This is a genomic window from Actinomadura luzonensis (assembly GCF_022664455.2).
Classification (GTDB): domain Bacteria; phylum Actinomycetota; class Actinomycetes; order Streptosporangiales; family Streptosporangiaceae; genus Nonomuraea; species Nonomuraea luzonensis.
Genome location: NZ_JAKRKC020000001.1, coordinates 2437364 through 2461686, shown reverse-complemented (window position 1 = coordinate 2461686; position 24323 = coordinate 2437364). Strand labels below are relative to the sequence as shown.

Annotated in this window: 25 protein-coding genes; 14 read left to right on the top strand and 11 right to left on the bottom strand. The window is 73.1% G+C overall.

What is annotated here, in order from left to right; all coding sequences use genetic code 11:
- Positions 1-48: 48 nt before the first annotated feature.
- Positions 49-2085 (top strand): glycosyltransferase family protein, encoded by a 2037-nt coding sequence (locus tag MF672_RS11865; RefSeq protein ID WP_242380034.1) that lies wholly within the window; start codon positions 49-51, stop codon positions 2083-2085.
- On the top strand, positions 2086-3063 hold the full coding sequence (locus MF672_RS11860; RefSeq protein WP_242380032.1) for a winged helix-turn-helix domain-containing protein: 978 nt from the start codon (positions 2086-2088) through the stop codon (positions 3061-3063).
- A 12-nt stretch (positions 3064-3075) separates the two neighbouring features.
- Here the strand turns inward: MF672_RS11860 and MF672_RS11855 are convergent, their stop codons facing one another.
- From MF672_RS11855 to MF672_RS11845, 3 genes are all read right to left on the bottom strand, one after another.
- Positions 3076-3771, bottom strand: coding sequence for a hypothetical protein (locus tag MF672_RS11855; protein ID WP_247815227.1), 696 nt, complete (start codon positions 3769-3771; stop codon positions 3076-3078).
- A 73-nt stretch (positions 3772-3844) separates the two neighbouring features.
- Entirely contained in the window at positions 3845-5329 is a 1485-nt protein-coding gene (locus tag MF672_RS11850; RefSeq protein ID WP_242380028.1) for an SPFH domain-containing protein, read from the bottom strand.
- Between the two features lie 12 nt (positions 5330-5341).
- Positions 5342-5542: an NfeD C-terminal domain-containing protein gene (locus MF672_RS11845; protein WP_242380025.1), complete on the bottom strand. Its 201-nt coding sequence runs from the start codon at positions 5540-5542 to the stop codon at positions 5342-5344.
- Positions 5543-5674: 132 nt separating this feature from the next.
- Between MF672_RS11845 and MF672_RS11840 the strand changes: the two genes are divergently transcribed.
- From MF672_RS11840 to MF672_RS11815, 6 genes are all read left to right on the top strand, one after another.
- Positions 5675-7345, top strand: coding sequence for an FAD-dependent oxidoreductase (locus MF672_RS11840; protein WP_242380023.1), 1671 nt, complete (start codon positions 5675-5677; stop codon positions 7343-7345).
- Entirely contained in the window at positions 7342-8202 is an 861-nt protein-coding gene (locus MF672_RS11835; RefSeq protein WP_242380021.1) for a PrsW family intramembrane metalloprotease, read from the top strand. The genes MF672_RS11840 and MF672_RS11835 overlap by 4 nt, the downstream gene beginning before the upstream one ends.
- Before the next feature lie 164 nt (positions 8203-8366).
- The gene (locus tag MF672_RS11830) at positions 8367-10496 is read left to right on the top strand and encodes a sensor histidine kinase (RefSeq protein WP_242380018.1); all 2130 of its coding nucleotides are present in this window, start codon (positions 8367-8369) and stop codon (positions 10494-10496) included.
- Positions 10493-10900, top strand: coding sequence for a roadblock/LC7 domain-containing protein (locus tag MF672_RS11825; protein WP_242380016.1), 408 nt, complete (start codon positions 10493-10495; stop codon positions 10898-10900). Before MF672_RS11830 ends, MF672_RS11825 begins: the two co-directional genes overlap by 4 nt.
- The gene (locus MF672_RS11820) at positions 10897-11262 is read left to right on the top strand and encodes a DUF742 domain-containing protein (protein ID WP_242380014.1); all 366 of its coding nucleotides are present in this window, start codon (positions 10897-10899) and stop codon (positions 11260-11262) included. Before MF672_RS11825 ends, MF672_RS11820 begins: the two co-directional genes overlap by 4 nt.
- Entirely contained in the window at positions 11243-11815 is a 573-nt protein-coding gene (locus MF672_RS11815) for a GTP-binding protein (protein WP_242380012.1), read from the top strand. The genes MF672_RS11820 and MF672_RS11815 overlap by 20 nt, the downstream gene beginning before the upstream one ends.
- Before the next feature lie 36 nt (positions 11816-11851).
- On the opposite strand, the gene MF672_RS11810 is transcribed toward MF672_RS11815, so the two are convergent.
- From MF672_RS11810 to MF672_RS11795, 4 genes are all read right to left on the bottom strand, one after another.
- Positions 11852-12226 carry a DUF742 domain-containing protein gene (locus MF672_RS11810; protein WP_242380009.1) on the bottom strand — a complete coding sequence of 125 codons (375 nt, stop codon included), beginning with the start codon at positions 12224-12226 and terminating at the stop codon, positions 11852-11854.
- Between the two features lie 226 nt (positions 12227-12452).
- The gene (locus MF672_RS11805; RefSeq protein WP_247815226.1) at positions 12453-14735 is read right to left on the bottom strand and encodes a sensor histidine kinase; all 2283 of its coding nucleotides are present in this window, start codon (positions 14733-14735) and stop codon (positions 12453-12455) included.
- Between the two features lie 185 nt (positions 14736-14920).
- Positions 14921-15610, bottom strand: a complete 690-nt coding sequence (locus tag MF672_RS11800) for a DUF998 domain-containing protein (RefSeq protein WP_242374040.1) — start codon at positions 15608-15610, stop codon at positions 14921-14923.
- A 164-nt stretch (positions 15611-15774) separates the two neighbouring features.
- A complete protein-coding gene (locus MF672_RS11795) occupies positions 15775-16908 on the bottom strand; it encodes a S1 family peptidase (RefSeq protein WP_242374041.1) in 1134 nt (377 codons plus the stop codon).
- Positions 16909-17113: 205 nt separating this feature from the next.
- On the opposite strand from MF672_RS11795, the gene MF672_RS11790 reads away from it, so the two are divergent.
- Complete coding sequence (locus MF672_RS11790; RefSeq protein ID WP_242374042.1) at positions 17114-17575, top strand: hypothetical protein; 462 nt, start codon at positions 17114-17116, stop codon at positions 17573-17575.
- On the opposite strand, the gene MF672_RS11785 is transcribed toward MF672_RS11790, so the two are convergent.
- Positions 17569-18720 (bottom strand): MFS transporter, encoded by a 1152-nt coding sequence (locus MF672_RS11785; RefSeq protein WP_242374043.1) that lies wholly within the window; start codon positions 18718-18720, stop codon positions 17569-17571. The two genes, MF672_RS11790 and MF672_RS11785, sit on opposite strands and share 7 nt — an antisense overlap.
- Before the next feature lie 102 nt (positions 18721-18822).
- Entirely contained in the window at positions 18823-19326 is a 504-nt protein-coding gene (locus MF672_RS11780) for a MarR family winged helix-turn-helix transcriptional regulator (RefSeq protein ID WP_242374044.1), read from the bottom strand.
- A 49-nt stretch (positions 19327-19375) separates the two neighbouring features.
- Here MF672_RS11780 and MF672_RS11775 point away from each other — a divergent pair, with 49 nt between their 5' ends.
- Positions 19376-20653 (top strand): TIGR04013 family B12-binding domain/radical SAM domain-containing protein, encoded by a 1278-nt coding sequence (locus MF672_RS11775; RefSeq protein WP_242374045.1) that lies wholly within the window; start codon positions 19376-19378, stop codon positions 20651-20653.
- A gap of 12 nt (positions 20654-20665) precedes the next feature.
- Here MF672_RS11775 and MF672_RS11770 read toward each other — a convergent pair whose 3' ends face one another.
- Together MF672_RS11770 and MF672_RS11765 are read right to left on the bottom strand one after the other, a co-directional pair.
- The gene (locus MF672_RS11770) at positions 20666-20971 is read right to left on the bottom strand and encodes a hypothetical protein (protein WP_242374046.1); all 306 of its coding nucleotides are present in this window, start codon (positions 20969-20971) and stop codon (positions 20666-20668) included.
- A 73-nt stretch (positions 20972-21044) separates the two neighbouring features.
- Complete coding sequence (locus MF672_RS11765) at positions 21045-21554, bottom strand: VOC family protein (protein WP_242374047.1); 510 nt, start codon at positions 21552-21554, stop codon at positions 21045-21047.
- Positions 21555-21615: 61 nt separating this feature from the next.
- Here MF672_RS11765 and MF672_RS11760 point away from each other — a divergent pair, with 61 nt between their 5' ends.
- Genes MF672_RS11760 through MF672_RS11745 form a run of 4 tightly spaced genes read left to right on the top strand, consistent with a single transcriptional unit; the run spans position 21616 to position 24316 of the window.
- A complete protein-coding gene (locus MF672_RS11760; protein ID WP_242374048.1) occupies positions 21616-22122 on the top strand; it encodes a MarR family winged helix-turn-helix transcriptional regulator in 507 nt (168 codons plus the stop codon).
- 32 nt (positions 22123-22154) lie between these two features.
- Complete coding sequence (locus MF672_RS11755; protein WP_242374049.1) at positions 22155-22343, top strand: hypothetical protein; 189 nt, start codon at positions 22155-22157, stop codon at positions 22341-22343.
- 30 nt (positions 22344-22373) lie between these two features.
- On the top strand, positions 22374-22880 hold the full coding sequence (locus tag MF672_RS11750; RefSeq protein ID WP_308210480.1) for a hypothetical protein: 507 nt from the start codon (positions 22374-22376) through the stop codon (positions 22878-22880).
- Positions 22877-24316, top strand: coding sequence for a xylulokinase (locus MF672_RS11745; protein ID WP_242374050.1), 1440 nt, complete (start codon positions 22877-22879; stop codon positions 24314-24316). Before MF672_RS11750 ends, MF672_RS11745 begins: the two co-directional genes overlap by 4 nt.
- Positions 24317-24323: the final 7 nt, after the last annotated feature.

The window sequence follows — 24323 nt, the reverse complement described above, 5'->3', positions numbered from 1 at the left end:
CGGCGGCGTAACATGGCAAATCTCCCCTGAGCGTTAGGCGTCATCACCATGGCCGAAACCCCTGAGCCCCCCTCGTACCAGCGCCTCGGTCCCGTCAACTGGCTGCCCGAGGAGCGCAAGGTCGTCGAGCGCTACGAGGCGGAGCTCAGGGAGCTGCGGCGGCGCCTGGAGATCGCCGAGGCCAAGGCCGCATACGCGAGCTGGAAGCTGGAGGCCACGCAGGCCAAGCGCACGTTCAAGCTGGGCGAGGCCCTGGGCTCGAAGAGCCCGGGGAAGATCGTCGAGGCCGTGCGGTCGAAGGAGCGCGCGCCGAAGCCGCCGATGCCGGTGACCGAGGCCGTCGAGCTGGCGAACAACCGGCCGCCGCTGGTCGAGGTGCCCCCGGTCAAGTGGCCGAACGGCCCGGTGAACCGGCCCGGCCTCAAGGTCGCGGTGATCCTCGACGACTTCTCCCGCATGGCCTTCCGCTACGAGTGGGACCAGATCGAGTTCGGGCTCAAGGACTGGCCGGAGATCTTCGCGGACAAGCGCCCGGACCTGCTGTTCTGCGAGTCGGCCTGGCACGGCAACCAGGGCCGCTGGCGCTACCAGATGACCGGCACCAACGCGCCCAAGGAGCCGCTGCGCGAGCTGGTGGCCTGGTGCAGGAGCGAGGGCATCCCGACGGTCTTCTGGAACAAGGAGGACCCGCCGAACTTCGACTTCTTCATCGACACGGCCAAGCTGTTCGACTACGTGTTCACGTGCGACGGCGACATGCTGCCGAAGTATCGCGAAATTCTTGGACACGACCGGGTGGACGTGCTCCAGTTCGCCGCCCAGCCCCGCGTCCACAACCCGATTCAGCAGAAGCAGGGCCGGCTGCACGACGTGGTCTTCGCCGGGATGTACTTCCGCGACAAGCACCCCGAGCGCCGCGAGCAGATGGAGACCGTCCTCGACCCGGTGCGCGAGCTGGGCCTGCACATCTTCGCCCGCAACGGCGAGGTGGACGAGAAGTACGCCTGGCCGGAGAAGTACCGCCCGCACATCGTCGGCGAGCTGCCCTACGACCAGATGCTCGCCGCGTACCGGATGTACAAGGTCTTTCTCAACGTCAACTCCGTGCTCGACTCGCCCACCATGTGCGCCCGGCGGGTCTTCGAGCTGTCGGCGTGCGCGACCCCGGTGGTCACCGGCTGGTCGCGGGCCATCGAGGAGACCTTCGGCGACCTCATCCCCATCGCGCGCGAGCCGATCGAGTCGTACAACCAGGTGCTGCACCTGATCAACAGCCCCGAGCTGCGCGCCAGGATGGGCCACCTCGCCATGCGCGAGGTCTTCGACAAGCACCTGTTCTCCCACCGCGTGGACCAGATCCTCCAGGACCTCGGCCACCACGTGACCCCGCGCACCCGCTCGATCTCGGTCGTGCTGCCCACCAACCGCGCCTCCCAGATCGAGCACGCGATCTCGTCGGTGGCCCGGCAGCGGCACCGGCCGCTCCAGCTCGTCATGGTGCTGCACGGCCTCGACATCGACCCCGTGGTGGTCGCCGACAAGGCCCGCATGGCCGGCATCACCGACGTCGTGGTGCTGCCCGCCGCCGCCGAGCTGTCGCTCGGCGCCTGCATGAACCTCGGCATCTCGGCCGCCGAGGGCGAGCTGATCGCCAAGATGGACGACGACAACCTCTACGGCGAGCACTACCTGTCGGACCTGGTGCGGGCCTTCGACTACTCCGACGCCGAGCTGGTCGGCAAGGGCGCGCACTACGCCTACTTCGAGGGCTCCAACACCACCATGCTGCGGCTGCCCGGCCTGGAGCACCGGTACTCGTTCCTCGTGCAGGGCGGCACGTTCCTCGGCAAGGGCGACATGTTCCGCTCCTACCGCTTCGCCGACATCACCCGGGGCGAGGACACCGACCTGGTCCGCCGGCTCAAGGAGGACTCCGTCAAGATCTACTCGGCCGACCGGTTCAACTTCGTCTACTGGCGCAGCGCCGACGCCTCCATGCACACCTGGCAGGCCGACCACATCAAGCTGACCCGCAACGCCCAGTTCTCCTTCGTCGGCAGACCGGACGACCACGTACTGATCTAGATGCGCACCACCACCAACCTGGTCATCGAGCGGCTCGACCGGATCCCGGTGTCGGTGACGCTGACCCCGGGCCTGTCCATGCTCGCGCTGATCACCGACGCGCTGTCCGGGCGGGCGCGGGGCGCCCCCGAGCCCTGGCGGCGGCGGGTGCGCGCGGCGGCCGGGGCCCCGGACGCGATGGTGCTGCGCTCCCTCGCCACGCCGGGCTTCAGCGTGCTGCCCGACCTCGTGCTGCCCGGCGAGTTCACCCGCGACCTGGACGTGCCCGAGCAGGTGGAGATGCTGCGCGACCTGCCGTCCGACGCGCTGCTGGCGGAGCTGGACACGATCACCGGCGGGGAGCCGCCCGAGCACTGGCGGCCCGCGCTGCGCCGCCCGCGCCGCTGGCTGCACGGCTACGCCCACCTGGTGGAGGAGGCGTGGCGGGCGATGCGGCCGGTGTGGGAGCAGGCGCGGCCGCTGTTCGAGCGCGAGGTCGAGCGGGTGGCGGTGGCCGCCGCCCGGCGCTCGCTCGACGTGGTGCTCGACGACCTGCACGACGGGTGCAGCTTCAGGGACGGCACGCTCAGCTTCCCCGACTTCGAGCCCGAGACGTTCGCCATCGGCTCGCGCGGGCTGGTGCTGATGCCCATGCTGGCGGGCCCGAACGCGCTCATCGCCCGCCTCGACGGGCCCGACGCCGTGTGGATCGGATACCCGCTGCCCGGCGCGGGCGGCGCGGCGGCCGGCCGGCCCGGGCCCGACGAGCGGCTGGAGCTGCTGCTGGGCGAGGTGCGGGCGGCCATCCTGGCCGTCCTGGAGCGTCCGCTGTCGATGGGCGCGCTCGCGCGGCAGGTGGCGTACGCGCCGAACGTGATCTCCTACCACTGCAACCGGCTGGAGGCGGCGGGGCTGATCAGCCGGCGGCGCGAGGGACGCGAGATCCACGTCCGGCGCACCGAGCGCGCCGCCGTGCTGATGGGCCTGTTCGGCGGCTGACCGCGCCAGGGATCAGCGGGTGACCCTGGCGAGGTTCTGGTCGGCCAGCTTGGCCAGCTCGTACAGGCCGTCCGGCTTCACCTGGCGGCCCACCACGAGCATGCTCATGATGAGGTTGCCGCGCCGGATCATCACCGAGCCGATCTCGGCGTTCTCCTTGCCGCCCGCGGCCGTGGTGAGGTAGGCGCGCGACTGGTCGCCCTTGGCGGGCATCGGCAGCACGCGGGTCTTGTAGACGACCTTGGCGCCGTCGACGTCGGCCGTGTAGGACGTGCACTGCCGCGGCAGGGGCGCGGGAAAGGCCGCCGACGGGAGCGAGACCACGGCCTGGGTGATCGAGCCGCGCTCGGCGGCGAAGGCGATCACCGCGGCCGGGGCCTTGGCGACGTCCGGCTTGGCGGCGTCGAGCTGGGCCGCCCCGGCGCACTCCGGCCGCTCCAGCCGGGCCTGGCGGACCGCGGCGAGGCCCTGCTGGGTGGACTTGAGCGAGCCGAACGCGCCCAGCTCGGGGCCGTACGAGATGCTCATGCCCTCGGGGACGGGCAGCAGCGCGGCCCGCAGCCGGGCGGCGTCGGCGGACGACGCCCCGGAGCCCTGCGCCGGCTTGACGGCCGCGGCGGCGGGCGCGGGCGGGGCGTCGCCGCCGCCGGACGAGCATCCGGCGACGGCCATCATGCTCAGACATATGCCGGAAATGGCCTTAAGCATGGTTCTCCAATTCCTCTGGCGGCATTCTCGAGAACGCTAGAGGAATCGCGCCACCACCACCTCGGCAACGACGCTATTCGCGGGATTCAGCGCTTTTGACGCCGTTCTCCGAATTACTGCCGTTCGGGCCGGTGCCATTCAGCAGCGCCCTGGCCAGGCCGAGCCCCGTGCCGCCCAGGGTGAGCGCCTTGGCCAGCATCTCCTCGACGCCCTGCGCGCCGTTCAGCACCACCATGTGGTCCACGCCGCCGAACGCCTTCGCGCCCGCCTCCACGATCTGCGGCCACTGCTCGGCGAGCTGCTGGGCGATGACGGCCTCCTGGTTCTCCTTCAGCGCCTGGGCCCGCGCGCTGATCGCCTGCGCCTCCGCCAGGCCCTTGGCCTGCGCCGCCTCGGCCTCGGCGAGGCCGAGCGCCTTGGCCGCGGCCGCGCCCGCGAGCCCGCGCGCCTGCGCGGCCTGGGCCTCGGCCTCACCGGTGATCTTGGTGGCCGCGCCGGCCGCCTCGCCGCGCAGCCGCACGGCCTCCGCCTCGGCCGCCGCGGCCTGCTTGACCTGGGACGCCTGGGCGGCGGCGCGCAGCTCGGTCTCCCTGGCCTCCGCCTCGGCCTGGGCGATGCGGGCGTCGCGCTCGGCCTGCGACAGCGTGACGGTCTCGTACGCCTTGGCGTCGGCGGGCTTGCGCACCTGCGACTGCAGCCGCTGCTCGGCGAGCTGGGCCTCCAGCTCGGCGGCCCTGGTCTCCTGGACCACCACCTCCTGGCGGGCGGTGGCCTCCGACAGGGGGCCCGCCTGCCGCGAGGTGGCCTGGGCGCGGTCGATCTCGGCCTGGTAGGACGCCTCCTTGATGCGCGCGTCGCGGCGGGCGGCGGCCATGTTGGCGGCGGCGACCTGCTCGGCCTCGGTGGCCTCCTGATCGCGCTGGGCCTGGGCGATGCGGGCGGTGGCGGCGACCTTGGCGGCGTGGGGCTTGCCGAGGTTGACGATGTAGCCGGTCTCGTCGTCGATCTCCTGGATCTGGAGGGAGTCGACGACGAGGCCGAGCTTGCTCATCTCGTCGGCGGCCGAGGCGCGGGTCTCGCTGGTCAGGCGCTCGCGGTTGAGGATGAGGTCCTCGATGGTGAGGTTGCCGATGATCGAGCGCAGGTGGCCGGTGAACAGCTCGTGGATCGCGCTGGTCATGAAGTCCTGCTGGTCGAGGAAGCGGCGGGCGGCGTTGGCGATGGAGACGAAGTCGTCGCCGACCTTGTAGATCACCACGCCGCGGATGTGCACGGGGATGCCCTGCTGGGTGACGCAGGAGACCTGGAGGTTGGCGGCCCGGGTGTCGAGGCGGAGGCGGCGGGCGGTCTGGAAGCCGGGCATCACCGCCGAGCCCTTGCCCGTCACGATCTTGAAGCCGAGGCTGTCCACGCCCTCGCCGCGGCGGCGCGCGCCGAGACCGGAGATGATCAGCGCCTCGTTCGGCTCCGCCACCCGCCACACCGCTTTGAACAGCAGGATCACGACGACGACGGCGACGAGCACCCCGCCGCCGATGATGTAGAGCTCCGGGGACATCGGTTGCCTCCCTCAAAGGAGTGCTTTGGCCACGTAGACGGTGCGCGGGGGGAAGTACTCGACCACGACGACGACGGCGCCGACCGGGATCTCCTCGTCGGGGATGCTCGGGTACGCGTAGAAGGCCTCGCTGCCGCCCCTGATGGTGATCATCACCTCGCCGACGAGGCCGGGCCCGATCCGTCCGGTGACCCTGCCCTGCTTGCCGACCACCCCGGCTCCCCCCGTCTCGCTCTTCCGGACGCTACTCCAAACCGGCATTCGCGGTAATAGGCCGCGCAAAATGTTTCTCGAGGCGCTGCGCGTCCCTGCGCCCGCAATTCCGGGGCTGCCGATGATCGCGCCATGACACTGACGCCACGGGACCTCGGGATGAACCGGACTATTTCCCGCCGCGACTTCTTCGACGGCATCGCGGTGAGCACCCTGGGGAGCGTGGTTTCCGGCGGCACGGCCGAGGCGGCGCGCCAGGCCGCCCCGCCTCCCGGCCCCTCCGGGTTCCGCGGCGGCGGCCCGGAAGCGCTGAGCGTGCCGCACGCGCTCAGGGACGGCCGCTTCTGGCAGTACGCGGGCCCGCCCGAGCCCACCGGCGAGAGCTACGACCTCGTCGTGGTCGGCGGCGGGCTGAGCGGCGTCAGCGCGGCCTACGAGTGGCGGCGCCGGCGGCCGGGCGCGAGCGTGCTGGTCCTCGACAACCACGACGAGATCGGCGGGCAGGCACGGCGGGCGATGTTCCACCGGCAGAGCGTCCGCGGCCGGACGGGCGGGGCCGAGGCCGGGCTCGCCGACGCGGTGATGTGCGACGAGGAGTCCTTCGGCGCGGACACCCTGGTCCGGCTCACCGGCGACTGGGTCTCGCGGCTGCCGCTCGCCGCCCGCGCCAGGGACGACCTGCGCCGGCTCCGCCACGACCCGCCCGACTGGTTCCCCGGGCTGCCCGCCGAGGCCAAGCAGGAGCGGCTGGCCGGGCTGACGTACTCGGCGTTCCTGCTGGAGGTCTGCGGCGCGCACCCGGAGGTCGAGCGGTTCTGCCGGAGCATGTCCTGCCCCGAGTGGGGCTACGACACCCGGGCGCTCGGCGCGATCGACGCCTGGGGCACCGGCTACCCGGGGTTCGGGGGGCTCGGGCTGGAGACGGACAAGCCCTCGCGCTACAACTCGCCGACGGTCAGGAAGCAGTGGGGGATCGGCGACCCCGACGTCTACCTCTTCCCCGAGGGCAACCAGGCGCTGGTGCGCGCGATGGTCAACCGGATGCTGCCCGATCCCGGCTCGCCGGACCGGGCCGGGGACCGGGTGCGGTTCCGGCTGTCCAGCCCGGTGGTGTCGGTGCGCGACGGCGAGGGGGCGGCGAGCGTCGCCTACTTCGACGGCCACCGGGTCAGGAGCGTCGCGGCCGGGTCGGTCGTCCTGGCCTGCTGGAGCGCGGTGATCCCGTACCTGGTGCCGGAGCTGCCGGCCGCGCAGCGCGAGGCCCTGGGCGAGGCGGTACGGGTGCCGCTGGTGCACGCGAGCGTGCGGGTGCGCGACTGGGACGCCTGGCGGCGGGCAGGGGTGCGGCGGGTGCGGTGGACGGGCGCGTACTGGTCGCTGGTCGAGCTGGACCCGCCGGAGCGGCCGGGCGGCCCGGCCGAGGTGCACCTGCTGGCGACGCCGTGCCGGGCGGAGCTGGGGCCCCGGGCGGGCGCGGTGGCGGGGCGGAGGGAGCTGATCAGGACGCCGTACGAGGTGCTGGAGCGCACGATCCGCGAGCAGCTCACCCGGCTGCTCGGCCCGGCCGGCTTCGACCCGGCGAGGGACGTCGAGGGCATCACGGTCAACCGCTGGGGCCATGGCAACGCCCCCGAGTACTGCCGGCCGTGGCACGCCTTCTACCCCGACGGGCCGTTCCCCGCCGACGTGGCCCGCCGGCGCTTCGGCCGCATCGCGATCGCGGGCTCCGACGCCGCTCCCGCCGCCCGCGCCGACGCCGCCGTCACCGCCGCCTTCCGAGCCGTCGAGGAGCTGATCGAATGAAGAGACTGTGGGTGCGGATCTTCGTCACCGGGTTCGTCCTGTGGGCGGCCACGGTGCTGGTGACCGCCTGGACGGGCAACTCCAACCTGGTGCCGACCGTGGTGCTGTTCGGCAGCTTCCTGGTGCCGGTGACGTTCGTGGTGTGGGCGTACGGGCGGGGGCGCTCGCCCCGGGTGACGGTCGAGCTGCTGTTCATGGCGTTCGTCGTGGGCGGCGTGCTGGGCGTGCTCGGGGCCTCGTTGCTGGAGAGCTGGCTGCTCCGGCCCTCGCTGCTCATGTACGTCGCCGTCGGCCTCATCGAGGAGGGCGTGAAGCTGGCGGCGCTGATGTTCGTCACCCGGCGGATGGAGCGGCGCTCGACCATGGACGGCGTCATCCTGGGCGCGACGGTCGGCTTCGGCTTCGCCGCCTTCGAGAGCGCCGGCTACGCCTTCAACGCGCTGTTCACCGCCGACGGCCTGTCGCTGGGGCAGCTCGTCGAGACGGAGGTGCTGCGCGGCATCCTGGCCCCGGTCGGGCACGGCCTGTGGACGGCCGTGCTGGGCGGCGCGCTGTTCGCGGCGGGCGGCCGGCTGACCAACCGCGTGGTGCTGGCCTACCTCGGCGTCTCGGCGCTGCACGCGCTGTGGGACTCGATGAGCGCCATCGCCATCGCGGTCACGCTCGTGCTGACCGGGCGGCCGTGGCAGTTCGAGGCGCTGCGGATCGGCCGGGTGCCGCACGTGACCGCCTGGCAGGTGCACGTCTACACGCTGCTGAACTGGGCGGGGCTCATCGTGATCTCGCTGGTCGCGCTGGGCTGGCTGTGGTCGACGGTGCGCACGGGACGCCGGGATCGGGAGATCTTGTCCCAATAATCACGGTAATGAACGTGTTCCTCCCACTGCGCCGGAAGCATAAACGGTGCTAGTCTCCTGTGCGATCTTCCGGAGGTGTATTTACACAAGGTGTGGAAATGCCCCCGACTCGAGGTTGGGACATGGGCTCGCGAAACCGGTCAATTCGGTTCAAGATCTTCTTATTGCTGCTGCTACCCCTCCTGTCTCTGAGCGCGCTCTGGGGTTTCGTCCTCAACCTCACCATGGGCGACGCCCAGTCACTGCTCCGGGCGAACACGCTGTACCGGACCATCGGCGTCACCTCCACCGACCTGGGGACCCAGCTCCAGGCCGAGCGCGAACGCTCCGCCGAGGCGATCACGACGCGTGAGCCCACCGGCGTGCTCGGCGCCCAGCGCGCCCGCACCGACGGCGCCGTCGAGGACTTCCGCCGGGCGGTCGCCGAGGCCGGGGACGCCGCCGACGGCCTCCACGCCCCGCTCGCCGCGCTCACCGCCGCGCTCGACCGGCTCGGCCCCGTCCGGGCGGACATCGACAACGGCATCAGCTCCCGCCTGACCGGCCTGACCGCCTACAACCGCATCCTCGACGCGCTGTTCACCCTCTACGACCACCTCGTCTCCGTCTCCGACCTGGCCATACTCCAGCAGGCCGGCTCGCTGCAGGCGATGGGCGCGGCCAGGGAGCAGATCGCGAGGGAGCACGCCCTCGTCCTCGCCGCCCTCGCCGACCACCGGCTCACCCCGCCCGAGGTCACGGCCTTCACCGAGTACGCCGCCTCCCGCCGCTTCCTGCACGCGCGCGGCATGGCCGGCCTCGACGTGTCGCTGCGGCGGCCGTACGAGCAGATCTTCGCCTCCGAGCCCTTCCAGACCTTCACCGCCATGGAGGCGCGGATCGCCCAGACCGGCACGCCGCCCGCCGACGGCGCCGCCTGGCACGAGACCCTCGACAAGCTCACCGGCCGGCTCGACAAGGACGGCCGGGCCGCCACCGAGGCGCTCGCCGCGCGCACCTCCGACGCCGCCACCGCCACCGTCGCGCAGATCGCGGTCGCGGGCGGCCTCGGCTTGATCGCGGTGCTCGCCTCGATCATCATCTCGGTACGCTTCGGTCGTCGCCTGGCAGGGGAGCTCGGCGGGCTGCGCGCGGCCGCGGTCGAGCTGTCGGATCGGCGGCTGCCCGACCTCGTCGCGCGGCTGCGCAAGGGCGAGGACGTCGACGTGCGGAAGGAGGCCAAGGCGATCAAGGTGAGCGGTTCTGCGGAGATCACCGACGTGGCCAGGGCCTTCCACTCCGTGCAGCGCACCGCGGTCACCGCGGCGGTCGGCCAGGCCGCGCTGCGCCGCGGCGTCGGCCAGGTCTTCCTCAACCTCGCCCGGCGCAAGCAGGGGCTGCTGCACCGCCAGCTCGCGCTGCTGGACGGCATGCAGCGGCGCACCCACGACCCCGACCGGCTGGAGGAGCTCTTCCGCCTGGACCACCTGACCACCCGCATGCGCCGGCACGCCGAGAGCCTGATCGTGCTGTCCGGCTCCGCGCCCGGCCGCGCCTGGCGCAAGCCGGTGCCGGTGATCGACATCGTCCGGGCCGCGGTCGCCGAGGTCGAGGACTACACGCGGGTCGAGGTGCAGGCGATGCCGGTCAGCGCGGTCGAGGGCACCGCCGCCGCCGACCTCACCCACCTGGTCGCCGAGCTGGTCGAGAACGCCACCATCTACTCCCCGCCGGACACCGCCGTGCAGGTGCGCGGCGACCAGGTCAGCAACGGCTACGCCATCGAGATCGAGGACAGGGGCCTCGGCCTGTCCGCCGCCGAGTACGCCGCCACCAACCGCGTGCTGGCCAACCCGCCCGAGTTCGACCTGGCCGACAGCGACCGGCTCGGGCTGTTCGTGGTGGCCCGGCTGGCCGAGCGGCACGGCGTCAAGGTCATGCTGCGCCGCTCGCCGTTCGGCGGCACGATCGCGATCGTCCTGGTGCCGCGCTCCCTGGTCACCGAGCAGACCGCGCTGACGGCCGGCCACGGCGGCGAGGAGATGGCCTCGCTGCCCAGCCGGACGCGGAAGAAGGCGCTCGCGGTCGTGACCTCGGGCACCCACAAGGGGCTGCCCAGGCGCGTGCGCCAGGCCGCCGTCTCACCCAGGCCGGCGGAGACGTCCTCAGGGCCGCCCCGGCCGCCCGGGGAGGACAAGCCGGCCGAGCGCTCCCCCGACGAGGTCCGCGACCTGTTCTCGGCCTTCCAGCGGGGGACCCAGCGCGCCCGAGAAGAAGCCTCTGAGGAGGGGCCCATGAGCAAGGGGGATGCATGAGTCTGCCGACCAGCAACATCGGTGAGCTGAACTGGCTGCTGGACGACCTGACGTCGCGGGTGGCGGCGGTGCGCCAGGCGGTCATCCTGTCGACCGACGGGCTGGCGGTCGGCCACTCCAAGGGGCTGACCCGGGAGGACGCCGAGCACCTGTCGGCCGTGGCCGCCGGCTTCCAGAGCCTGGCCCGCGGCACCGGGCGCCATTTCGGCGGCGGCGACGTGCGCCAGACCATCGTGGAGATGGAGTCGGCTTTCCTGTTCGTGACCGCGGCGGGGCAGGGCACCTGCCTGGCCGTGATCGCCGAGGCCAACGTGGACGTCGGGCACATCGCCTACGAGATGGCGATGCTGGTCAAGCGGGTGGGCCAGCACATCACCACCAACCCGCGCGCTGGAGCGTCATGAGCGACGGCCCGCAGTGGTTCGATGAGGAGGCCGGACCGGTCGTCCGGCCCTATGCTCTCATCCGTGGTCGCACGCGTCCCACCGGTGACGTGTTCGACCTCGTCGCGACCGTGCGCGCCGTCGGCGAGGCGCCGGCCGGCGAGCTCGGTCCCGAGCAGCGACTGATCCTGCGGGCTGCCCGGACCCCGATCTCGGTGGCCGACCTGGCCGTCGAGCTCGACCTGCCCGTCGGCGTCGTCCGGGTGCTCCTGGGCGACATGCGTGACCACGGCCTCATCACCGTCTCCTCGCCCTCCGCCGGAGGGACGCGGACGAATGAGCGCATTCTCAAGGAAGTGATCAATGGACTCCGTGCTCTCTGAGGATCCCGTCGCGCTGAAGATCCTCATCGCCGGCGGTTTCGGCGTCGGCAAGACCACCCTGGTCGGGTCGATCAGCGAGATCAAACCGCTGCGCACGGAGGAGGTGCTCTCCGACCGCGGCGTCGGCGTGGACGACCTCGACGGCGTCGAGGCCAAGACCACCACGACCGTGGCGATGGACTTCGGCCGCATCACCATCCGCGAAGGGCTCGTGGTGTACCTGTTCGGCACGCCCGGGCAGGAGCGGTTCTGGTTCATGTGGGACGAGCTGTCCTACGGCGCGCTGGGCGCCGTGGTGATCGCCGACACCCGGCGGCTGACCGACTGCTTCCCGTCGGTCGACTACTTCGAGCAGCGCGGCACGCCGTTCGTGGTGGCCGTCAACTGCTTCGACGGCGCCGAGCGGCACACCGTCGACGACGTGCGCATCGCGCTCGACCTCGACGACGACGTCCCGGTGATGTTGTGCGACGTGCGCCGCCGCGCCTCGGCCAAGGAAGTGATGATCACCCTGGTCGAGCACTCGCTGCGGACGCTCACCTCGGCGAACTAGCCCCGGGCACGGGCTGACGGACTCCCTGAGGGCCGCCTACAGCGCCCTCAGGCCGTTGATCACCTCACGCAGCAGGCTCTCCGTGGGCGAGGACGCCCGGTCGCGCTGCGGGCGCACCGAGACCAGGCCGTACTCCAGCAGGTCGCCGAGCAGCACCCGCAGCACGCCGACCGGCAGGCCCACCTCCGAGGCCAGCTCGACCACCGGCCTGGACCCGCCGGACAGGCAGCCGAGCACCCGCCGGTGCTGGGCGCTCAGCTCGGCGTGGGCCGGGGCGGGCAGCCCCGTGGAGACGACGTTCGCCAGCAGGTCCAGCGCGGAGGACGCGGGCCTGGTGCGGCCGCGCGCGACCGCGTAGGGCCGCACGACCGGCCCGGCCTCCTCATCGACCCACTCGTGCTCGCGGCTCACGGCTGAGATCCCCCGTCCTGGTCGCTGTCCTGCCCGCTCTCCTGGCGCCCGCGCTGCCAACCGGACTGGAGCGAGGTGAGCAGCGCCCGGGCCTCCTCCGGCGAACGTTCCCCGGCGGGCGGCGTCTCACGCGCGGGCTCGGGCGGCGGCGCCTCCCGCAACCGCGGCGGCAGGCCGTTCTGGCGCTGGCGGCGGGGCAGGCTGGTCGGCGGGCGCTCGGGCGGGGTCAGGCCCGTCGGCCGCTCGATCGGAGTGGGACCGGCCGGCCGGTCGGCCCGGGCCTGGTCCTGGTGCTCGGCGGGGCGGCGCGGCCCGCCCGCGCGGTCGCGCCGCGGCGCGTCGTCGGGCCCTTGGCCGGGCCCGACGTGGAGTTGAGCGTGGGGCCGCCCGGCGCTGGGCCCGGCGCCGGGGCCTCGTGGCGGGGCTGGAAGAGCGCCGGGGGCTCGGCGGGGGCCGGCGGCGGGCCGAGCTCGTCGTCCATGGGCTGCGCGGGCTGCGGGAGGGCCGGCGTGCCGGTGCGCCTGCTGGTGTGCACGCGCCGCGGCAGGTGGCCGTTCCTGACGCTCTCCGGCCCCGGGCTCTCCTGCCGGACGACCGAGACCGGCACCGGCTCGAACCCCAGCGCCTGCGCCGGCGACACCAGCGGCTCCACCAGCGAGCCCGGCACGAGCACGATGACGGTCGTGCCGCCGTACGGCGAGGGCTTGAGCGTCACCTTGACGCCGTGCCTGGCGGCGAGCATGCCGACCACGGCGAACCCCAGCCGCTCGGTCTGGGCGGCGTCGAACTCCGGCGGGCGGGCCAGACGGCAGTTGATGGCCTGCCGGGTGGTCTCGTCCATGCCGAGCCCGCGGTCCTCGATCTCGACGGCGAAGCCCCTGCCCACCATCTCGCCCCGGACCGAGACCTCGTTGCTGGGCGAGGAGAAGGCGGCGGCGTTCTCGATGAGCTCGGCGAACAGGTGCATGAGGTCGGCGACCGCGGCCCCGGAGACGCCGGCCTCGGGCATCGGGTAGACCCGGACCCTGGTGTACTCCTCGACCTGGGCGGCCGCGCCGCTGAGCACGTCCTCCATCGGGATGACGCCGCGCCACCTGCGCCCGGCCGAGCCGCCCGACAGCAGCACCAGGCCCTCGGCGTGGCGGCGCATGCGGGTGGTCAGGTGGTCGAGCTTGAACAGCCGCTCCAGCGCCTCGGGCTCCTCCGTCTGGCGCTGCATCTCGTCGAGGAGGCGGAGCTGGCGCTGGAGCAGCGACTGGCTGCGGCGGGCCAGGTTGCGCAGCGCCTCGGACAGGCCCTCGCGCAGCCTGGCCTGCTCGACGGCCGCGTCCACGGCCGTGCTCTGCACGCTGTCGAAGGCGGCGGCGAGGTCGCCGATCTCGCTGGTGGCGTTCTTGCCCACCCTGATGGGCGGGGCCTCGGCCGCGATGTCCACCTGCTCGCCCTTGCGCAGCTTGGCGACGACGTCGGGCAGCCGGATCTCGGCCAGGTCCAGCGCGGTGCGGCGGAGCGTCGCCAGCTCGCGGGTGATGCGGCGGCCGAACCGCACCGAGATGAAGATCGAGAAGATGACCGCGACCAGGCCGAGCGCGCCCGCGACGGCGGCCCGCACGACGATGGCGACGCCGGCCGGCTCCATGCGGGCCAGCAGCTTGTCGCCGGTGCGCCAGATGGCCTCCTGGTACTCCTTCTGCACCTGGTCGGCGACGCCCCGCCAGAGCTGGATGTCGAGGGGCTGGCCGGAGACGTAGCTCTCGACCAGGTTCTCCATCGTGACGTACCTGGGGGAGTAGTAGATCTTCTCGAAGGGGGCGCGAAGCTCGGTGTCGAGGTTGGCGAGGGCCTTCGGGAACAGGTACGTGCGGGACCCGTCGATGCCGGCCAGCATGTGCAGGTCGTGCATGGTGGCCCGGCCGTCGGAGGCGATGATCAGGGCGTGCTCGCGGCTCAGCAGCTCGCGCACCTCGTCGGCGCTGATCACGCCCTGGGCCTGGAGCGACAGCTCCACGTCGGTGCTCATGTTGAGCCGCGAGTAGAGGAGGTGGACCTCGTCGGAGATCCGGGCGAACTCGGTGACGAGCGAGCCGGGGGTGAGCCGCCGCTCGTCCACCTTGCGGCGGATGTCCGGGATGCGGTCGATGGCCGCGAAGACGGTCTGGAGCTGGTTCTTCATGTCCGGCGTGAGCGCCGCCTGCACGTCCTCGGCCGAGGCGGTCTGTGTGAGGCGCTTCCTGCTCGCGTCCACCTTGGCGCGGGCCTCGGCGAGGGCGCCGGGGTCCGTGACGTTGTTCCCGATGCGCTCGGCGGAGGCCAGGCGCTCGGTCTGCAGGTTGCCCACCAGTCCGTCGGCGTTGTTGATGACGCCGGTCCAGATCGTCTCGACCTTGAGCAGGTTTAGCGCCTCTCCCGAGGTGGTGCTCGCGGCGAAGCCCCAGAGCGCGACCAGGGAGATCAAGGGGATGACGAGCAGCGTCGAGATCTTGAATCGGATGGATCTGCCCGATGCCATGACACCTGCTCCCGGATAGAAGATCGCGGGAGAGAATAGCACCGAAACGCATGGTTTTAAGATCGACTAGCGATAATTCTGTGATATGTCGGGAAATCTGCGGCTTCGGAGCACTGGTGTCCCGGCCTTTCGGCCGTCCGGAACCGTACTTCCGCCCCCGCTCCCCGCTCCTGCCCGCCCCGGGCTCAGGCCGCCGTGGTGAGGTCGCCGCGCACCCGGCCGGGCAGCCCGCCGGCCATCCGGGACGCCAGCGCGGGCCGCCGTCCCCACGCCAGCCGGGCCAGCCAGAACGCCAGCACGCCCAGCAACGCGACCTCGGCGCCCAGCAGCAGCCGCTCCACCAGCCCGATCATGACCCGCTCCCCCGGCAGGGCCACGTACGTGATCGCCAGCAGCCCGAACCCCCCGGCCAGCGACACCCACTCCACGGCCCGCGCCACCGGCTTCCAGTCGGCGTGCGCGCCCAGGCGGGGCACCAGCAGCGCCCCGGCGGCCGGCAGGCTCACGAAGGCCGCGACGGACACGTACCGGTGGATCTGCGCGGCCAGGTCGAGGTCCTGGCCGATCGGGGTGGTCGGGATGACCGCCGCCACCACCAGCGCTCCCGACCAGAGCAGCAGCAGGCGCTCCGGCATCCCCCGGACCGGAGCGCCCGCCGCGCGAAGCCCCGCCAGCAGGGCCAGCGACCCGAGCCCGAGCACCGCCATCGCGACCTCCGTGACGCCCCCGCGGTCGGACACGGCGTACTCGCTGACGGTCACGTTCATCGGGTCGAGGTAGGGGTCGGGGCCGAACTGCCCGGCCACCACCGCGATCACCGCGAACACGATCGAGCCACAGGCGACGGCCGGGAGGAGCTTCTTTGCTGCGGTCATGTCACCACCCTCCCGCCGCCGCCCCCTCCCCGGCATCCGGCGGCGCCCCCGAGCCGTCCCTGAGCCGACCCTGACGGGGTCAGGGTCCGGGGCATGAGAAGACCGCGCAGCGTGCCCGGGTCTGGTGGGCGCGCTGCGCGGCGTCGTGAGGACCCGCGTGCGGGTCAGCCGGTGCGGAGTGTGAGGCCGTACACGCTCAGGGGCTCATTGACCGGCTGGTGGTACGTCGTGCCGCCGGTCGTGCAGTTGCCCGAGCCGCCCGAGGTGGTGCCCTGGGCCTGGCTGCCCGAGATGAACGAGCCGCCGGAGTCGCCCGGCTCGGCGCACGCGCTGGTCCTGGTCAGGCCGGTGACCGTGCCCTGCGCGTACCGGACGGTGGCGTTGTGCTGCTGGATGACGCCGCAGCGCCAGCCGGTGGTGGAGCCGGAGCGGCAGATGGAGGCGCCCACGGACGCCTGCGTCGAGCCGCGGACGGTCACCATCGCGCCGCCGGAGCCGCGCACGTACGGCGTGGCGGTGTTGCCGGCGTCCGCGGCCACCCACGCGTAGTCGTTGCCCGGGAAGGACGAGCCCTGGAAGGTGCCGGACGGGTTCGAGGTCCGGGAGCCGGCGCGGCCGCAGTGGCCGGCGGTGACGAAGCCCTGGGTGGTGCCCCGGGTGACGGCGAAGCCGACGCTGCACCGGCTGGAGCCGATGTAGTACGCGGAGCCGCCGATGATGTTGATGAACGTCGTCGGCCGCTCGGCGGTCGCCGCGACGCTCACCTGGCTCCGGTCCACGCCCGCGGCGGCGACCAGCGCCTCCGCGGCCTCGACGGTGGGAGCCTGGACGGAGACGGTGTTGGCGGCCACGTCCACGTACCAGAGGGAGGCGCCGGCCCTGGCCCGGTTCGGGGCCTTGTCCAGCTTCTTCATGATCGCGTCGAGGTCGGCCAGCGAGCGCTGGACGACGACCGGCTGGGCGCCGCGCGCCTCGATGGCGGGGGCGGCACTGGCGTCGGTCGTGGCGACGTTGAGCCTGGAGGCGTCGGCGTTCAGCCAGGCGCCGCCGTACGAGCCGCCGAGCTGGCCGCTCAGCGCCGATTCGGTGGCCGCGGCGCGTTCCTCGTTGGCGAGCCGGGTGACGACCTGCGCCTCGGTGAGGCCGAGGTCGCGCTCCATGGCGTCGATCACGGCCGGGGGAACGGACGGGGAGGCGGATTGAGGCGCGGGTTCTGCTGCTGCCGCTGGGCTGAGGGGGGTGGCCAGGCTGACGGCGAGGATGATGCCGCCGGCCAGCGCACAGCGTTTACTCAACATGTGCACTCCTCGGGTGGGGGTGCTGTCAAGTTAACGGCTGGTAGGGGCGGCGTTGAGATACCAATGGACCCCTATTTCGGTGTTATGGAGGGGTTTTTGGCCTATGCCCAGAATCGGACATTTCTCGCCTTAAAGGCGAACGTCGAGGTAGGACGGTAAGGTCCCGGTGCTGGAGGTGTTCTCTGTGCGTAATGGTGTTCGTCATATGCTCGGCGCCGGCGCGGGACTGCTGGCCACCCCGCTCCTCGCGGCCGGATTCATGTTCGGCCACACCCAGCTCCGCTCCGCACTTGACTGGCCGCCGGTCGCCCTCTTCGCCGCGACGGCGCTGCTCGCCGGCGTCCTCGCCGGATCGCGGCTGTCGCCGCTCGCCTCGCTGCTGCCCGGCCTCGTCCTGACCGCCCTCGCCGCGGCGGCGACCGCCGGCCTCGACGCGTACTACACCGGCCTGGTGCCCGACGGGTACCTGGCGAACTACCAGCTGCTGGTCCACCTCGGGGCGCCGGTCGCCGGGTGCGCGCTGCTGGCCGCCTCCCTCTTCCCGTCGCGGTGGCGCGGCCGGCCCCGGGCGGTGCCGGCGGCCGAGGAGCCCCCTCCTCCGCCGGTGACGGAGGAGGAGACCCCGGCGCCGCCGCCGCTGCCGAAGCGGATCCCGTCCCGCTACTGAGCGGTGACGCGCTCCGGGCGGGCCGCCAGCACGGCGATCACCGCGTACGGCGCCGCGAGCAGCGCGAACGCGACCCCGTTCGACACCACCCCGGACATCGCCCCGTACGCGGCGTAGACGCCGAGCGTGACGACGTTCACGCCGAGCCCGGCGACCGACGTCACGGTGGCCCTGGCCGGGCCGGTGATCCGCTCCTGCAGCCGCGCGTCGGCCACCACCCCGGCCAGCTGGAACGCCCCGAACGCCACGGCGATCAGCACGAACCCGGCCGGGTGCCCGGACAGCGCCCCGGCCGCGAGCGCGACGGCCGCCGCCGCGACGGTCAGGGCGTAGCCCCGGCCCGGCATCCGGCGCGCGGCTCCCGCCAGCAGCCCGCCGGCCGTGGCCCCGACCCAGACGACGAGCACCAGCACCGGCACCGCGGTCCTCGCGACGCCGGTCTCGACGCCCAGGAACGGGACGTACTCCTCCAGCGCGCCCCAGATCGCCGTGACGAAGGCGACCAGCAGCAGCGCCCGCAGCACGCCGGGATCGGAGCGGGCCTCGGCGATCCCGGCCCGCAGGACCGCGAGGTAGCCGCCCTCGCCGGCCTCGCGCGCGCCGCGGCGCTCGGGCAGCGTCAGGGCCGTGACCGCGCCGAGCACGCAGGCCAGCACGCTGGCCGCGCCCACGACGGGATAGCCGCCGGCCGCGAACACCGGCACCGCGAGCCCGATGGCCAGGGCGTTGGCCACCAGCCCCGCGGCCTCCGCGCGCCCCATGACGGCGGCGTAGCGGCTCTCGCGGCCCCGGCGGGCCAGCTCCTCGTAGGCGAGGGCTTCGTACGCGCCGGAGACGAGGGCGCCCTGCGCGCCCCACAACACGAACCCGGCGGCGAAGGCCCAGTAGGACGGGATCAGGACCCACAGGGCGTACCCGGCCCCGGCCAGCAGCGGGCCGAGGAACAGCAGCAGGCGCCTGGACACGGCGTCGGCCCAGGCCCCGGACGGCACCTCGAGCACCAGGCCCGTCACCGACCAGATGACGAACAGGGACGAGGTCTCGGCGACGGACAACCCGGCGTCGGCGAACAGCAGCGTGTAGACCGGGTAGATGAGGATGAACTCGCCCAGGAATGCGTAGGCGTACAGTCGTGCGACGAACATGAGGCCTTCCAGCAGGACGAAGGGGATCTCCGGGAGCTGGTCGCCCCGGAGGTCCGCGCGCCCTGGCGGGGCCTGCGGCCGTCGGTCATCAATGTCGTCGGGTCATGCCCGCGAGTCTAGCGCCCCGCCCGCCTCGGCGCGGGCCGCCGGACCCAGGGCCCGCGCGGCCTCGACCCGGGCCCGGAAGGGGCGGCGTTCGAGGGCCGCCACGGTCGCCCGCAGCACCTCCGTCAGCGGCACCGGCAGCTCGCCGTCCAGCTCGCCGACCGCCCGCTCGGTGGCCGCCCACTCGGCCTCGATCAGCGGCAGCGCGGCCCGCGCCCGCTCGGTGAGGTGCACGATCCGCTGCCGGGCGTCGGCGCCCTTCTCCAGCGTGACCAGCTCGCAGCGGCGCATCTGCACCACCGTCTGGCTGGCCGCCGAGTGGGTCACGCCGACCGCGCTCGCGAGGTCGCGGATGGCCATCGGCCCCTCCGCCACCAACGTCCGGACGTAAGGGGAGAAACGGGGCCGGTATCCGGGCAGGCCGTGCTCCGCGTAGATCTCCGCGACCGCACCGTCCATCAGCTCGTGGACGTGCCGCAGCAGCGTCCCCAGTCCGGTCATGCGGCTCAATCTAACAGCCCTGTTGCACATGCCTGCTACGCTGCCGGACGTGGCCCAGGCAGTGTGTGTGGTGGTCCGGTACCGCAAGGCGGTGACGTACGGCGTGCACGCGCTGCTCGCCGCCCTGGAGACCGCGGAGGTCGAGCACGAGCTGCGGCTCGGCACCACCCCGGAGGAGACCGCCGCGCACATCGCCGACACCGGGGCCGACCGGGTGCTGACGCTGTGGTCGTTCTACTCGCCCGACGCCGAGGCCATGGCCGCCGAGCTGGCCGTCGTCAAGGAGCTGAGCGGCGGGCGCGGGCTGCACATCGCGGGCGGCGTGCACGCCACCGCCGAGCCGCAGCAGGTCATCGACGCGGGCTGGGACCTCGCCGGCATCGGCGAGGGCGAGTCGACGATCATCGCGCTGGTCCGGGCGCTGCGCGAGGACGCGCCGCTCACCACCGTGCCCGGCCTGGCCGTCAGGGACGCCGACGGGGTCGCCCTCCGCACCCGGCCGGCCCCGCAGCTCCCGCTGGACGCGTTCCCGTCCTTCGTCGGCCGCAACGGCCCCATCGAGATCACCCGCGGCTGCCGCTACACCTGCCGGTTCTGCCAGACGCCGTTCATGTTCGGCGGCCAGTTCCGGCACCGGTCGGTGGCGAGCGTGCGCGAGCACGTGCGCGCCATGGCCGAGCGGGGGCTGAAGGACATCCGCTTCATCACGCCGACCTCGCTCTCGTACGGCTCGCCCGGCCCCGACCCCGACCTCGGCGCGGTGGAGGAGCTGCTGGCCGGGGTCAAGGAGGAGCTGCCGCCGCACGGCCGGGTCTTCTTCGGCAGCTTCCCGTCGGAGGTGCGGCCCGAGCACGTCACGCCGGAGGCGATGCGCCTGCTCAAGCGGTACGTCGCCAACGACAACCTGATCATCGGCGCCCAGTCGGGCTCCGACCGGGTGCTGGCCGCCTCCGGGCGCGGCCACGACACCTCGCCGGTGCGCGACGCGGTCAGGATCGCGGTCGAGCACGGCTTCCGGCCCAACGTCGACTTCATCTTCGGCATGCCCGGCGAGGACGAGAGCGACCAGGCCGCCTCGCTCCGGCTCGCCGCCGACCTCGCCGAGCTGGGCGCCCGCATCCACACGCACACGTTCATGCCGCTGCCCGGCACGCCGTGGCGCGACGCCGAGCCGGCCTTCATCCCGCTCGCGACGATGAGCGAGCTCGACCGGCTGGCCCAGCGCGGCGACGCCTACGGGCACTGGCGCAAGCAGGCCGAGCACTCCGCGCGGCTGGCCGAGACGGCCAAGGCCTACCCGCGGCGCGCCCGGCGGCGCCGGGCCTGAGCTCTTGCCCGGTCAGCGGGCCTGCTCGCCGGCGTCCGCGTCGTGGTCGTCGTCGCCGTCGTGGTCGGCGTCGTCGTCGGCGTCGGCGTCCTCGTCGAGGAAGGCGGCGTGCAGCACCCGTTCGAACGCGTCGCCGACCGGTCGCAGCGCCTGCGAGAACGCGTTGACGAGCGGCCCGAAGATCTCGGACACCTCGGACATCAGATCGGGGCTCTTGTTCTCGGGAGGCGCCCAGCGCATGGCGTCGGCGCTCAGCGTCTCCCACTCGTCGACGACACCGTCGATGGCGTCGAGCACATGATCAGGGTCGCTTGGCATGACCGCTCCCTGCGGCGTCCGCGGAAAAAAGGGGTCGATACCACGGTAACCCAGACGGGATCGGACACGCCTCTCACGCGGGGATGGACACTCCCACGCCACCGCGCGTGCGGGCGCCGTAGCGCTCCTTGTCCGCGCCGAGGTCGAGCGGCTTGATGCTCTTGCGGGCCTCCAGGATCTCCTCGGTCAGCAGCGAGGCCGGCACCAGCCACGACACCTCGAACTCCAGCCCGTCGGGGTCCTTGGCGTACAGCGCCTTGGTGGTGCCGTGGTCGGAGGCGCCCACCAGCGCGTCCAGCTCGGCCAGCTTGCCCGCGACCCGTTCCAGCTCCTCCAGCGTGTCCACCTCCCAGGCCAGGTGGTAGAGCCCGACCGAGGTGCGCCCGGCGGCCGAGGGGGCGGCGTCCTCGCCGATCTGGAACAGGCCGAGGTCGTGGTCGTTGGTGGAGCCGGGCGCCTGGAGGAAGGCGGCGCCGCGCATGCCCATCACGACCTCGAAGCCGAGGGCCTCGCGGTAGAAGGCGACGCTGCGCTCGACGTCGCGGACGTACAGGACCGCGTGGTTGAGCCGCTGGACCGGCATGGTGATCCCCTTTCCGAGGTGTCCAGCCCGAAGTATATGAGAGTTCAACTAGATTGGCAGGGTGAGAACGACCCGATGGCTGGACGACGACGAGCAGCGCACCTGGCGGGTTTTCCTGGCCGCCACCCGGCTCGTCCAGGAGTCGCTGGACCGCCAGCTCCAGCGCGACGCGGGCATGCCGCACGCCTACTACGAGATCCTCGTGCGCCTGTCGGAGGCCCCCGGGCGGGCGCTGCGCATGAGCGAGCTGGCCGCCCGGGCGCACAGCTCGCAGAGCCGCCTGTCGCACGCCGTGGCCCGGCTGGAGGAGCGCGGCTGGGTGCGCCGCGAGCGGTGCCCGGCCGACGGCCGGGGCAACCTCGCCGTCCTCACCGCCGAGGGGCACGCCGCGCTCGCCGCCGCCGCGCCCGGCCACGTGGAGGAGGTGCGGCGCAGCCTCTTCGACGTGCTGAAGCCCGACCAGGTCGAGGCTCTTGAGGAGATCTGCGCGGCCGTCCTGTCGGTCCCCGGCGGTCCCGGCGGGGACACACTGCCGGGTAGCGAGAAAAGTGTCGGCCGGAGGCCGTAGCGTGCTGCGCGTACCCGAGCGAGGAGAGGCCGATGCACGACACCGACGAGGCGCTGTTCCGGGCGGTCCACGGCATCGCGGGGCGGTTCGCCGGCCAGCCCGTGCCCGTGGTCATGGAGGCGCTGTTGCGCGGCCTGCCCAAGGCCCCCGGCCTCGAGGTGTCGGAGATCCGCAAGATCGCCGAGGAGATCAGCGTCGGCCGCGACCCCTCGGGCTTGTGAACAACTGATCGCGAGGGGAGCATCGGGTACATGTACGAGCCCGCCCCTGACGACCGGTTCACCTTCGGTCTGTTGACGGTCGGCCGGCAGGCGCGTGATCCCTTCGGAGCCGCCACCCGCGCTCCCCTCGACCCCGTCGAGACCGTGCACCGCCTGGCCGGCCACGGCGACGTGCTGAGCGCGTTCTTCCTGGTCGACCTGCTGGAGACCGGCGGCTACGACGGCCCCCGCCACTTCGGCCACAAGCCGCCGCGCACCGACGACGCCGACGACGTCCGGGTCTCGGTCGCCGCCGACATGCGCACCTACCTCGTCCTGCGCGAGCGCGCCCGGGTCTTCCGCGCCGACCCGGAGGTGCGCGAGGCGCAGCGGGCCGCGCGGGTGGACGAGCTCGGCCTGCCGACCCTCAACCGGGGCGAGACGCTGGCCGATCTCGCTCACGACACCTTCGACCCGGACAAAACGGCACGGCGCGGATACCATTTCTCCCGTCTGAACCAGCTTGCGCTGGAGCACTTGTTAGGAGTCCGTGGGTGACGCTGGTCGCTGGGGTCGATTCTTCGACGCAGAGTTGCAAGGTCGTCATTCGTGACGCGGAGACGGGAGCGCTGGTCCGCGAGGGCCGGGCCCGGCATCCGGAGGGCACGGAGGTTCACCCGTCCCACTGGTGGGCGGCGCTGCTGGAGGCCCTGGAGGCCGCCGGCGGGCTCGACGGCGTGACGGCCGTCAGCGTGGGCGGGCAGCAGCATGGCATGGTCTGCCTGGACGAGTCCGGAAATGTCGTGCGTGACGCCCTGTTGTGGAACGACACCCGCTCCGCCCAGGCCGCCGCCGACCTCATCGCCGAGCTGGGCGGCGCGCAGGCGTGGGCCGACGCGGTCGGCTCGGTGCCGGTCGCCTCGTTCACGGTCACCAAGCTGCGGTGGCTGGCCCGGCACGAGCCCGAGCACGCCCGCCGCACCGCCGCCGTGTGCCTGCCGCACGACTGGCTGACCTGGCGGCTGGCCGGCGCGCTCGCCTCGGGCGTGCCGTTCTCGCGCGCCGGCTGGGCCGACGCGCCGCTCGCGCCCCTCGACACGCTCACCACCGACCGGGGCGACGCCTCGGGCACCGGCTACTGGTCGCCGTTCACCGGCTCCTACCGCACCGACCTGCTCAAGACCGCCTTCGGCGCGACGCCGCTGCTCCCCCGGGTGCTCGGTCCCGCCGAGCGGGCCTACGAAGGCGCCCACCCCGGCGCGCCCGGCGGCACGATCCTGCTCGCCCCCGGCACCGGCGACAACATGGCCGCCGCGCTCGGCGTCGGCGCCCGCTCCGGCGACGTCGTGGTCTCCCTCGGCACCTCCGGCACCGTCTTCGCGGTCGCCGAGCAGCCGAGCGCCGACGCCTCGGGGGCGGTGGCGGGGTTCGCCGACGCGACCGGCCGCTTCCTGCCGCTGGTGTGCACGCTCAACGCCGCCCGCGTCCTCGACGCCGCCGCCCGCATCGCCGGGGTCGGCCTCGCCGAGCTGAGCGACCTCGCGCTCCAGGCGCCCGCCGGGGCCGGCGGGCTCACCCTGGTGCCCTACCTGGAGGGTGAGCGCACCCCCAACCGGCCCACCGCCACCGGCTCCGTCCACGGCCTGACGCTCGCCACCGCCACCCCCGCCCACCTGGCCCGCGCCGCCGTCGAGGGCATGCTGTGCGGCCTCGCCGACGCCCTCGACGCGCTGCGGCTGGAGCCGGAGCGGGTGCTGCTGATCGGGGGCGCGGCCCGCTCGGAAGCGGTCCGCCGCATCGCCCCGACCGTCTTCGGCGTCCCGATCACCGTCCCGCCGCCTGCCGAGTACGTCGCGGACGGGGCCGCCTACCAGGCGGCGACGCTGGTGACGAAGCCGGAGTGGGGGGCGGGGGACACGGTGACGTACGAGGGCGAGGCGATCCCGGAGATCCGCGCCCGCTACGCCCGCGCCACCCAGCACATCCTCGACTGACAGGTCC

Coding starts and splice junctions, on each gene's coding strand:
- MF672_RS11825 (WP_242380016.1), top strand. CDS start 10,493: ATGAGTCTGCCGACCAGCAACATCGGTGAGCTGAACTGGCTGCTGGAC.
- MF672_RS11765 (WP_242374047.1), bottom strand. CDS start 21,554: ATGCCGGTCCAGCGGCTCAACCACGCGGTCCTGTACGTCCGCGACGTC.
- MF672_RS11820 (WP_242380014.1), top strand. CDS start 10,897: ATGAGCGACGGCCCGCAGTGGTTCGATGAGGAGGCCGGACCGGTCGTC.
- MF672_RS11800 (WP_242374040.1), bottom strand. CDS start 15,610: ATGACCGCAGCAAAGAAGCTCCTCCCGGCCGTCGCCTGTGGCTCGATC.
- MF672_RS11780 (WP_242374044.1), bottom strand. CDS start 19,326: ATGACCGGACTGGGGACGCTGCTGCGGCACGTCCACGAGCTGATGGAC.
- MF672_RS11750 (WP_308210480.1), top strand. CDS start 22,374: ATGTACGAGCCCGCCCCTGACGACCGGTTCACCTTCGGTCTGTTGACG.
- MF672_RS11860 (WP_242380032.1), top strand. CDS start 2,086: ATGCGCACCACCACCAACCTGGTCATCGAGCGGCTCGACCGGATCCCG.
- MF672_RS11815 (WP_242380012.1), top strand. CDS start 11,243: ATGGACTCCGTGCTCTCTGAGGATCCCGTCGCGCTGAAGATCCTCATC.
- MF672_RS11855 (WP_247815227.1), bottom strand. CDS start 3,771: ATGCTTAAGGCCATTTCCGGCATATGTCTGAGCATGATGGCCGTCGCC.
- MF672_RS11785 (WP_242374043.1), bottom strand. CDS start 18,720: ATGTTCGTCGCACGACTGTACGCCTACGCATTCCTGGGCGAGTTCATC.
- MF672_RS11850 (WP_242380028.1), bottom strand. CDS start 5,329: ATGTCCCCGGAGCTCTACATCATCGGCGGCGGGGTGCTCGTCGCCGTC.
- MF672_RS11755 (WP_242374049.1), top strand. CDS start 22,155: ATGCACGACACCGACGAGGCGCTGTTCCGGGCGGTCCACGGCATCGCG.
- MF672_RS11865 (WP_242380034.1), top strand. CDS start 49: ATGGCCGAAACCCCTGAGCCCCCCTCGTACCAGCGCCTCGGTCCCGTC.
- MF672_RS11805 (WP_247815226.1), bottom strand. CDS start 14,735: ATGGCATCGGGCAGATCCATCCGATTCAAGATCTCGACGCTGCTCGTC.
- MF672_RS11770 (WP_242374046.1), bottom strand. CDS start 20,971: ATGCCAAGCGACCCTGATCATGTGCTCGACGCCATCGACGGTGTCGTC.
- MF672_RS11790 (WP_242374042.1), top strand. CDS start 17,114: ATGCTCGGCGCCGGCGCGGGACTGCTGGCCACCCCGCTCCTCGCGGCC.
- MF672_RS11840 (WP_242380023.1), top strand. CDS start 5,675: ATGACACTGACGCCACGGGACCTCGGGATGAACCGGACTATTTCCCGC.
- MF672_RS11795 (WP_242374041.1), bottom strand. CDS start 16,908: ATGTTGAGTAAACGCTGTGCGCTGGCCGGCGGCATCATCCTCGCCGTC.
- MF672_RS11835 (WP_242380021.1), top strand. CDS start 7,342: ATGAAGAGACTGTGGGTGCGGATCTTCGTCACCGGGTTCGTCCTGTGG.